The following is a 10,118-nucleotide window of genomic DNA, read 5'->3' as shown; positions in this document are numbered from 1 at the left end:
CCCCTGCTCCCTGCCCCCCTGCCTCTTCGCCCCCCTACCTCTTACTCGGCTGGATCAATGCGATTGACAAACCAAGCAACGGGTAGCATTGGTAATGCGGGAATCAAACAAATTAGCCATTGATTTAAATCCAGGGGTGCGGTTCTAAATAACGTATTCATGACACCCCATTGGCTAAAGAGGATTTGCAGTATGACTGTACAGAGTATACCTAAAGCCATTGCTTTGCCATCGCTGATGCTGGCTGACTTACCTCTGAGTTTGCGGAATATACTATTTCCTAAGTGGCTGATACTCAATAAATAAACAATTCGCCCGGCTACTAGTGCTTGAATTGCCATCGTCCGCGCCAGGTCAATATTACCTGTGTCTCGACGTATCCATTCAAACATCCCAAAAATCAGAATCCAGTTAAATATGGAAACTACGGCAATACGTTGGAACAGTGTACCTGAAAGTAAAGGCTCCTTGGGATTGCGGGGCATTTGTCTCATTACCCGGTCAGATTTGGGTTCAAATGCCAAAGGTACAGTCATGGTGACTGAGTTCACCATGTTTAACCACAAAACTTGCAGCGATAAAATTGGTAAATCTCTGGCGAATAAGGCACTAATCAAAATTGTCATGGATTCGCCACCATTGACGGGTAGGATAAAGGCGATCGCTTTTCGCAGATTTTGATAAACTGTCCGCCCTTCTTCCACTGCGGCTTCGATGGAGGCAAAGTTATCATCTGTAAGCAACATATCAGAAGCCTCTCTGGCGACATCTGTACCCATACCACCCATAGCTATACCAATATCAGCTTGTTTCAGCGCTGGGGCATCATTTACCCCGTCTCCAGTCATGGCGACAATTTCGCCTTTAGATTGCAAAGCTTCTACTAACCGGAGTTTTTGTTCGGGGGCGACTCTGGCAAATACTACACCTGATTCAACGGCTTGGGCTAGTTCTGCATCGTCCATAGTGGTGAGTCGTCTACCCTCAAAGGCCTGCACCTTGCCATCTCTTTCTAAGCCAATTTGTTCGGCGATCGCCTTCGCTGTGGTAATGTGATCACCAGTAATCATTTTGACTTGAATACCCGCAGTTTTACAGGCACGAACAGCAGCGATTACTTCTGGTCGCGGTGGGTCAATCATCCCCTGTAATCCTAAGAACATCAAGTCATGTTCAATATCTTCATGCTCGATGGAATTTTGGTTTTTGGCTACGGCTTTCTTGGCAAAAGCTAATACTCGTAACCCCTGTTCTGCCAAAAATTCCACTTGTTGTGCTATCAATTCGCGGTTAATTGGTTCTGGCTGTCCATCAGCATTAAGCATTTGCTGACAACGCCCCAAAATGGCTTCTACAGAACCTTTAACATAAATAGTTCGAGCATCTGATTCATGGCTATCGTGTAGCGTCGCCATGTACTGAAACTGAGATTCAAAGGGAATACCATCTATTCGGGGAATTAACTCAGCCATCTGGGACTGATTCCACCCTGCTTTATTGGCTACGGCAATTAAAGCACCTTCAGTGGGATCGCCAACAACAAGCCAATTACCATTCTTTTGTTCTAAGTGGGAGTCAGTACAAAGTAACCCAGCCATGAGACAGGCTTTCAACGAAGGGAAATTTCCCGTCTCTAAATCTACAGGTTGTTGGTCAAATAAAATTTCTCCTTCTGGATTGTAACCTGTACCACTGACACTAAAATTTTGTCCGCCGGTGTAAATTGCCTGGACTGTCATCTGGTTTTCTGTCAGAGTCCCAGTTTTATCAGAACAAATTACCGTAGCACCACCTAAAGTTTCCACCGCAGGTAACTTACGAATAATGGCGTGACGACGTGCCATCCGGTCAACCCCAATGGCCATTGTTACTGTCACCACAGCCGGCAAGCCTTCAGGAATGGCACTCACTGCCAAAGCCACAGCCGCTTCAAACATTGCGGGCCAGGACTGTCCTTGTCCCAAGCCTACAGCAAAGGTCATGGCCGCTAGCCCCAAAATGATGTAGAGCAATTGGTGACTAAATTTGTCAAACTTCCGCGTCAGCGGCGTACTCAGGCTAGTTTGTCGTTCCAAGGATTGGGATATGCGTCCCATTTCTGTAGCGTTGGCGGTGGTGACTACAACACCGCTTCCTTGGCCAAAGGTGACAAAACTGCCTGCATAGGCCATGTTAATTCGTTCTGCTAACGGAGTATCTGCTTCCAGGGGTATAGTTGCTTTTTCTACAGGTACAGACTCCCCAGTTAAGGCTGACTCATCTACCTGTAAATTGCGTGTATTAAATAATCGCAAATCAGCAGGAACCTTGTCACCAGAAGTTAACAGTACTACATCTCCAGGAACTAGTTCTTGGGAAGGAATACGTGATTTTTGTCCGTTGCGGATGACTGTAGCTTCAGTAGTTACGGCTTGTGCTAATGCAGCGATCGCACCTTCAGCTTTAGATTCTTGAACAAAGCCGATAATGGCATTAATCAGCGTCACGCCCCAAATTACGGCTGCGTTTGTCCATTGACCCAACAGCGCTTTGATCAGTCCAGCTACCAGCAAAATATAAAGTAACGCTTGATTAAATTGTAATAAGAATCTTAACCAAGCCGGTTTTCCGGGTTTACCTTTAAGTTCATTTCTGCCAAACTTTTCAATTCGTTTATTAACCTCTGCTGAAGTTAGACCCTTCTCTGGGTCGCTATTGAGGGTTTTTGCGGCTTCCTGTGCGGGAAGTGTATGATACTGAAGTGCCTGTCGGCCACCCGTTGCAGTTGCAGACATAAAATTTTCCGAAGTCCTAAAGTGGTCAAAATCTAGTGATTGCTGAAAATGTGTGGACTGCCAACACTAGTAGCAATTGATCTGCTTTCAACAGTTTGTCAACAACTTTTTTTAGGGCAAGACTTTTTTTATATACTACTATTTTTGTGTATGGCTTTCTTCTTCCCTAGGCGATAGTCTCTTCTGCAAGCTCAAGCTAGCTGTTTGAGTCACTTAGATAATGAGGGAGATGAGGTAAATTTGTAACCAATCCCCATTGCCCCTGATCCCCAGTTCCCAGTCCCCAATAGATTATGTTAAGCAGCGTTGATCGGTTATTATTTGTCCGACGAGTACCAATTTTTAAAGAATTACGAGATGACTTTATCGTGCGCCTAACTTCAGTGATGCACGAACTGAAATTTCCCGCCAATTACACCATTTTTAGGCAAGGAGAAGAAGGGCGATCGCTCTATATTGTTGTGTCCGGTAGAGTTAAAGTCCACATTGGGGATAAAAAATTAGCCGAGGTAGAACAGGGAAAATACTTTGGGGAGATGGCAGTATTTGATACTCAACCCCGCTCGGCTTCAGCGACAACTCTAGAACCTTGCGAATTTTTGGAACTGACGCAAGAGCAACTTTATGATGCCATTGAAGAAACACCAGAAATTGCCGTGAATATTATTCGTGAGTTATCTCGTTTAATTCGCAGGCTCAATGATGATATAAATGTTACGCCTTCTCGGAGTCGTTAGACCTGAGATATATCGGCGCCCCAATCTTAAAGCCTCATAAATCAAAGTAATGATCACAAAGAATTGTCAAAAAACTGCCAAATAAAAATGCAAAACACAAGCTACATCAGTTTTTTTCCAGTCAATTGATGTAGCAAACAGTGTTTGGTGTATTTCTATGTATTAAAATTCAAAATAAAAGTATAAAGAGTAACTATACTAGCTTAAGTACCATACCTTAAAAAAAATTATTGGCAATATAACCTGCTAATGTTATGTTACTTCCCAAGACAAAAGTTACAATCAAAGTTTGAAACTAAGATTACACAATTTAAATGTTTCAGTATGAACAAGAAATGGGCGGTTAAGCGAATGACCATCAACCTGGCATCAAATGAAGCCAAGAACCTGGAAAAATATTGTGAACAGACAGGCCGACCAGCAACTGATGTCATCAGAGAGCTGATTCGAGCATTGTCCATAAATCAGCAAGAGTAGATTGGCTTGATTTCACTTTCTGCGTAACCTTCTACTTTAGTTATGATCTGAATAGCACTAAGAAAAAGGCAAATCTTGAAGATAATTGCTTTTTGGGTGTAATCAACCAAGCATAGTGAGGATTTTAGTTATATCCCCACATATTTTTCATTTTTATTTGGTCTAGAACCTACACCTAATCCTGACAAGATTTGTATCTTAACTTTGTGCTATTCATCTCTTTTAAGGCGTTCATTTGTACTATAGATGAGACTCCGAAAAACTAACTTACTTAATTTTTAGGTGATCGCCCTTAAAGTCCATTATTCAACAAAATTCTCAAAAATAGAGGCAATATTCAAAAATAAAGGCAACAATTTAATTATCTTGAGATACGGCATTAAAACTGAGTAGCTTGCCGCAGGGAATAGAGTGGATAGACTGAATCCATAATTTAGTAGTCTAGATTAGTAGAATTTTTCAGTTTTTGAATTAGCAAATCGAGCCTTGGCGTTGAAAGGGCTTTTCTTCTAGACGCTGAGTGTTAATGCCCAGTCTCAAAAATTAAGTCAAGGTTAAGCCTTGAATGAGTTCCAGTATCATATCCGTTTCCGATTTACCTGTTTGTTCACAATATTGTTCCAGAATCTGGGCTTCTTCTGGTGTCAAGGTTAAGGTAACTTGCTGAAATTCAGCTTTTGTGATGGAGGTTGTAGAAGTAGCAGATACACACATATCAGTCTGATTCATTGATAATCAGCGAGTGATTTACAAACTTGGCTAATCAAGTCTGTCAAAATAGCACCTGATTTACCAGTGAAGATCGTGATTTTAAGAATGAACTTAAGCAGTTTTTAGTTTTTTTATTATTCATACATCAAGTATGTGCCTCAATTGCAGCTATTAGCTGTATGCAAGGGATTTAATAGTGTACGCCAGCAAATACAGAAAATCAAGAGCTATTTCCACAAAATTATCGAGATCACAAGCTAATAAATCAGAAGCAGAGGATGGTATGACAGGTAGCTCGAAAATTTAAAAACCCTATCTATATAATTATTTTTTAAAAGTACAAAAATGCTTTTTATTACCTTAATTTAAGTATTATTACGAGACTAATAGTGAGATAATATATGACTTTACCAAATAAAACACGCAAGCGTGGTGTTTTACTTACTACTAAGGGATTGCAGAAAATTCAGGAAGCGAAGCGTAACTCGGAAGTAGCGGCAAATTTTGGCAACAAGTACACTCTCGAAGAAATGAGCGCGCGCTCTGGATTATATCCTGGTACGATCTCGAAAGTATTAAATCGGGAAGGAGGCGTTGATAAACAGACTATTGAAAAGCTTTTTTCTGCTTTTGGCTTAAAAATTGCTAAAAGTGATTATTCAACCGCGAATAACCGCCTGTATTGGGGAGAAGCTATTTTTTCATCAGTCTTTTATGGAAGAACAGAAGAGCTTACCACCTTAAAGCAATGGATTCTCGATGATCAATGCCGATTGGTAGCACTATTGGGTATTGGAGGTATTGGAAAAACGTCATTATCTGTAAAGCTGGCTGAACAGATTCAGGAAAACTTTGAGTATGTGATCTGGCGATCGCTACGAGAAGCCCCACCTATTAAAATTATTCTGGCTAACCTGATCCAGTTTCTCTCTGACGAACAAGAAATAGAAAGCAGCCTACCAGAAAGCTTCAGTGCTAGGATATCGCTACTACTTGAATATTTACAAAATCATCGCTGCCTACTGATACTTGATAATGCAGAGGCAATTCTTCGCAGTGGTTGTCGGGCCGGGGTTTATCGAGAAGGATATGAGGAATATGGTGAGCTATTAAAACGGGTAGGAGAAGCAACACACCAAAGCTGCTTAGTGCTAACTAGCCGCGAAAAACCTAAAGAAGTAGCTTTACTGGAAGGAGAAACACAACCTGTGCGCTCATTACCATTGAGTGGCTTAAAAGTTGCAGAAGGGCAAGAAATCTTAAAACTTAAAGGGATATCAGCCGCAGAAGATGAATGGCAAGCGATGATTGAACGCTATGCAGGTAATCCCTTAGCCTTGAAGATAGTTGCTACAACTATTCAAGATATTTTTGATGGTAATGTAACTGAATTTTTACAACAAGATACGGCTGTATTTGGTGATATTCGTGATATTTTAGAGCAACATTTTGCCCGCTTGTCAGATTTAGAAAAGAATATCATGTACTGGCTAGCAATTAATCGTGAGTCGGTTACACTCTCAGAATTGCGAGAAGATATTGTTTCCCCAGTACCGCAAGCAAAATTACTAGAGGCTATAGAATCTTTAGGTAGGCGATCGCTAATCGAAAAAGCTACACCCACCCTAGTTGAGAACAGTACAGCAACTTTCACTCTCCAACCTGTAGTCATGGAGTATATGACTCAGGTATTAATAGAGCGCGTCTGTGAAGAAATTGTCACTGAAAATATTCAGCTGTTTAGATGCCACGCTTTAATCAAGGCCAGCGCCAAAGACTACATCAGGGAAGTGCAAATTCGCCTCATACTCAAACCAGTTATCGATGGGCTGCTCACTAGATTAAAAAGCAAAAAAGGTATTGAAAAAAGGTTCAGGAGAATTTTAATCAGGCTCCGCGAAGAATCGCCACAAGAACCAGGTTACACAGCGGGAAATGTTCTGAATTTGCTGTGTCAACTACAGACAGATTTAAGCGGCTATGATTTTTCTGAACTGACAGTTTGGCAAGCCGACTTACGAAATATGAAGTTGCACGATGTCAATTTTTACAATGCTGATCTAGCTAAGTCTGTTTTTGCTGAAACCTTTGGTGGTGTCTTGTCAATAGCCTTTAGCCCTAATGGCCAACTTTTGGCAATAGGCGATACTAATGGAGAGATTCGCTTATATCAGGTGGCGGATGGGAGACAAGTCCTTACCTGTCAGGGTCACAGTAATTGGATTCCTTCACTCGACTTTAGTCCTGATGGTAATATACTGGCTAGTAGTAGTAGTGACCACACAGTGAAATTGTGGGATGCTAATACAGGGCAATGCCTACAAACCTTACAAGGGCATGAACATGAGGTGTGGGCAGTTGCATTTAGCCCAGATGGTAATACATTAGTTAGTGGCAGTAACGACCGTACCGTGAAACTATGGAGTGTTAGTACTGGTGAATGCCTCAAAACTTTTCAGGGACATACAAGTTGGGTAATTTGTGCAGTTTTCACTCTGGATGGTGAAACCCTGGTAAGTGGCGGTGATGACAACACAATTAGATTATGGGATGTCAGTACTGGTGAATGCCTGAGAATTTTACAGGGACATAGTGATGGTATACGATCAATAACTATCAGTCCTGATGGTCAGATAATAGCGAGTAGCAGTGATGACCAGACCGTAAAATTGTGGGACGCTGGAACTGGTGAATGCATTAAAACGTTACAGGGACATTATGCAGCTGTCTGGTCAGTTACGTTTAGTCCTCAAGGCAATTTTATTGCTAGTGGTAGTCTCGACCAGACAGTAAAATTGTGGGATGTTAGTACTGGTCAGTGTGTTAAAACCCTTGAGGGACATTCCGGTTGGGTCTTTTCTGTGGTCTTTGGTTTGCATGGGGATATTCTTGCCAGTGGTAGTGAAGACCAAACAGTAAAACTGTGGGATGTTATTACCGGTCAATGTCTTAAAACTTTCAGTGGATATACTAACCAGGTTTGGTCAGTCGCTTACAGTCCGGATGGGCAAACATTGGCAAGTGGTAGTCATGACCACATTATGAGGTTATGGCATGTCAAGACAAGCCAAGTCTTACAAACTTTTCAGGGACATAGTGCTGCGGTGCGATCAGTCACTTACAGCCCAAGTGGACAAACATTGGCAAGTGGTAGTGACGATCAAACAGTGAAGTTGTGGGATGTGAATACAGGTCAAGCCTTGCAAACTCTCCAGGGACATTCTGCGGTAGTCTGGTCAATTGCCTTTAGTCAGGATGGTCAAATGTTGGCAAGTGGCAGTGACGATCAAACAGTGAAATTATGGGATGTCAATACAGGTCAAGTCTTGCAAACTTTCCAGGGACATCGTGCCGCTGTCCAATCAGTTGCCTTCAATCCTCAAAGGAGGACACTGGCAAGCGGTGCTTGGGATCAAAAAGTTAAGTTGTGGGATATCAACACTGGTGAGTGTATAAGAACGTTAGAGGGACATACGAATTGGGTTTGGTCAATCGCTTTTAGTCCTAATGGTGAACTGCTGGCAAGTGCTAGTTATGATGGAAAAGTCAGGTTGTGGAATATTAGCACCGGTGAGTGTCTTCAAATTTTCGAGGTTTTTGCAAGTGGTATTGTCAAAGCAGTCATCTTTAGTCGGGATGGTAAGATTTTAGTAAGTAGCAGCCCTGATTACACAGTAAAATTATGGGATGTTGATACAGGTGAATGCAAAAAAATACTATACGGACATTCAGCTTGGATCTGGTCAATTGCCTTTAGCCCAGATAATCAAACTCTAGCTAGCAGTGGTGCTGATGAGACGATTAGGCTTTGGGATACAAGTACAGGTGAGTGCTTAAAAGCTTTGAAAGCTAAGAAATTTTATCAGGGAATGAATATCAGAGGAGTTACAGGTTTAACGGCCGCAACTATTACTACTCTCAAAGGGTTGGGGGCAATTGCTTAAGAACAACAGCCTTGATAAGCATATTGCTCACTCTATACGATAGGCGCAACACTCTGTCCCTTAAGAGCAGAGACATAGCATCAACGCCAAATTTATTTGCTATCAATTATGATTACAAACTAGAGGTAGGTGGAAACTAAAAATCAGCCATGGGAATATCACTTGGTAATCCTTTTGCTAATTCCTCAAACATGATTTTTTCCAAATCCAACTCTGTATCATCTAAGTTTTCTAGACTGATATCACTAAGGCTGCTAGCAGAATTATAGGGATTCAAGTGTTGTTGCTTGATAGGAGAATCAACAGTACTCAATAACTTCTGTGTGATAGTTGTTCTTTTGGTTTTAGCTGTGTTCATGAGCTTCTTGTAATTTTTTGTGCTGAATCTTATAGTATGAGTGGTATTTAAACAAGACAGAGTAGGGTGTGGAGTAAATGCATCAGCATTTGACAAATCAGGCTCACGCGTAGTTATTTGTCAGCTTTAGTGATTTCAACATATTCTGAATTTCTTCATCCGATATATAAGCTTCCTGGGGCGGGCTAAAACGCAACAATGCAGCTTGGTAACAGGCCTTGGCTATGCGATCGCGCTCCTCGGTAGTAAGTCCTGCAATCATTTGCAGGGTTTCCTTTACGTGATCCACTTCAGCGCTAACAGCACTGTGTGCGCGCAAACAGCGTGTAGCTTTTATACCCGGTGGGAGTAGTTTCTCCACACTCTGAATATAACCCTCTCCTATACATATCCCCAGGCGTTCCGCCGTATAGGAATAGCCCACACAATCAATTGGATCTGAGTCCTGCACGCTTTGAGTGAAGTAATCCATCAAAGCCTTGGCGGCTGGAGGATATAACGCTTCCACAACTGCTTCAGCAGCATATCCCATTGACTGAATATCCCGTAGAGCGAGAAGGTCATGACCTGCTTCTTCTCTGGCTTTCTGTGCAGCCCACTGTGCTAAACTCTGACGATTTGCTAAAGCAAAGCGCTCTCGCGCTGACTCCATCAATCGCGGCGTAGAGTGGCACAAATGGTAAAAAGCTGCCAGTCGCCATACCCAACGTGTAGGAGTCAGGGCTGGTGGTCTGCGCTCTGATTTTACTGCATACCAAGCAGATATTATTGCACTATTTAACAGCTTCCGGGTGTTAGTTAAGGTTTCTGTATCAATCATCTTTTGATCGCAGGAAACATCAATATCCGCAGATTCAGGTTGATCTAACCGAGTGCGATTGGCAGTTTTCATTACTACCTTGTCAGGCTCAACCTGTACTGATTCAGTATTAATGAAAAAGTCATTAGGCATGGCTCATTTTACACTTTTATTACTTTCAGTATCTTTGTTACCACTTTTGCTACCAAATTATCTATTAGTTACATTTTTCTTAACAAAAAAGTAAAATAAGGCTAGCATAAACACAGAAGTTTTCCCAATGCCACCATTCCTAATAGTGCTGCTAATTGGTAACCC

At 41.9% G+C, this 10,118-nt stretch carries 7 protein-coding genes; 3 read left to right on the top strand and 4 right to left on the bottom strand.

The genetic code is table 11. The features are described 5' to 3' along the window. Positions 1-41: 41 nt before the first annotated feature. Entirely contained in the window at positions 42-2,774 is a 2,733-nt protein-coding gene (locus ACM0OS_RS18980; RefSeq protein WP_414544755.1) for a cation-transporting P-type ATPase, read from the bottom strand. 293 nt (positions 2,775-3,067) lie between these two features. Between ACM0OS_RS18980 and ACM0OS_RS18975 the strand changes: the two genes are divergently transcribed. Further along, positions 3,068-3,511 (top strand): cyclic nucleotide-binding domain-containing protein, encoded by a 444-nt coding sequence (locus ACM0OS_RS18975; RefSeq protein WP_414544754.1) that lies wholly within the window; start codon positions 3,068-3,070, stop codon positions 3,509-3,511. 324 nt (positions 3,512-3,835) lie between these two features. Then, positions 3,836-3,988 (top strand): CopG family transcriptional regulator, encoded by a 153-nt coding sequence (locus tag ACM0OS_RS18970; RefSeq protein ID WP_414544753.1) that lies wholly within the window; start codon positions 3,836-3,838, stop codon positions 3,986-3,988. 543 nt (positions 3,989-4,531) lie between these two features. Here ACM0OS_RS18970 and ACM0OS_RS18965 read toward each other — a convergent pair. Beyond that, a complete protein-coding gene (locus tag ACM0OS_RS18965) occupies positions 4,532-4,717 on the bottom strand; it encodes a CopG family transcriptional regulator (protein WP_414544752.1) in 186 nt (61 codons plus the stop codon). 383 nt (positions 4,718-5,100) lie between these two features. Between ACM0OS_RS18965 and ACM0OS_RS18960 the strand changes: the two genes are divergently transcribed. Continuing rightward, positions 5,101-8,643: an NB-ARC domain-containing protein gene (locus ACM0OS_RS18960; RefSeq protein WP_414544751.1), complete on the top strand. Its 3,543-nt coding sequence runs from the start codon at positions 5,101-5,103 to the stop codon at positions 8,641-8,643. A gap of 136 nt (positions 8,644-8,779) precedes the next feature. Here the strand turns inward: ACM0OS_RS18960 and ACM0OS_RS18955 are convergent, their stop codons facing one another. Together ACM0OS_RS18955 and ACM0OS_RS18950 are read right to left on the bottom strand one after the other, a co-directional pair. Further along, a complete protein-coding gene (locus ACM0OS_RS18955) occupies positions 8,780-9,001 on the bottom strand; it encodes a hypothetical protein (protein ID WP_414544750.1) in 222 nt (73 codons plus the stop codon). A gap of 103 nt (positions 9,002-9,104) precedes the next feature. After that, entirely contained in the window at positions 9,105-9,953 is an 849-nt protein-coding gene (locus tag ACM0OS_RS18950; protein WP_414544749.1) for a hypothetical protein, read from the bottom strand. Positions 9,954-10,118: the final 165 nt, after the last annotated feature.

The organism is Nostoc sp. CCY0012, assembly GCF_963920855.1.
Lineage (GTDB): Bacteria > Cyanobacteriota > Cyanobacteriia > Cyanobacteriales > Nostocaceae > Cyanocohniella.
The sequence above is the reverse complement of the archived record's forward strand: the minus strand, read 5'-3'. Positions and strand labels throughout refer to the sequence as shown.

Excerpts from the sequence above, each read along its gene's own strand:
- ACM0OS_RS18955 (WP_414544750.1), bottom strand. The coding sequence starts at position 9,001 with ATGAACACAGCTAAAACCAAAAGAACAACTATCACACAGAAGTTATTG.
- ACM0OS_RS18975 (WP_414544754.1), top strand. The coding sequence starts at position 3,068 with ATGTTAAGCAGCGTTGATCGGTTATTATTTGTCCGACGAGTACCAATT.
- ACM0OS_RS18960 (WP_414544751.1), top strand. The coding sequence starts at position 5,101 with ATGACTTTACCAAATAAAACACGCAAGCGTGGTGTTTTACTTACTACT.
- ACM0OS_RS18950 (WP_414544749.1), bottom strand. The coding sequence starts at position 9,953 with ATGCCTAATGACTTTTTCATTAATACTGAATCAGTACAGGTTGAGCCT.
- ACM0OS_RS18980 (WP_414544755.1), bottom strand. The coding sequence starts at position 2,774 with ATGTCTGCAACTGCAACGGGTGGCCGACAGGCACTTCAGTATCATACA.
- ACM0OS_RS18965 (WP_414544752.1), bottom strand. The coding sequence starts at position 4,717 with ATGAATCAGACTGATATGTGTGTATCTGCTACTTCTACAACCTCCATC.
- ACM0OS_RS18970 (WP_414544753.1), top strand. The coding sequence starts at position 3,836 with ATGAACAAGAAATGGGCGGTTAAGCGAATGACCATCAACCTGGCATCA.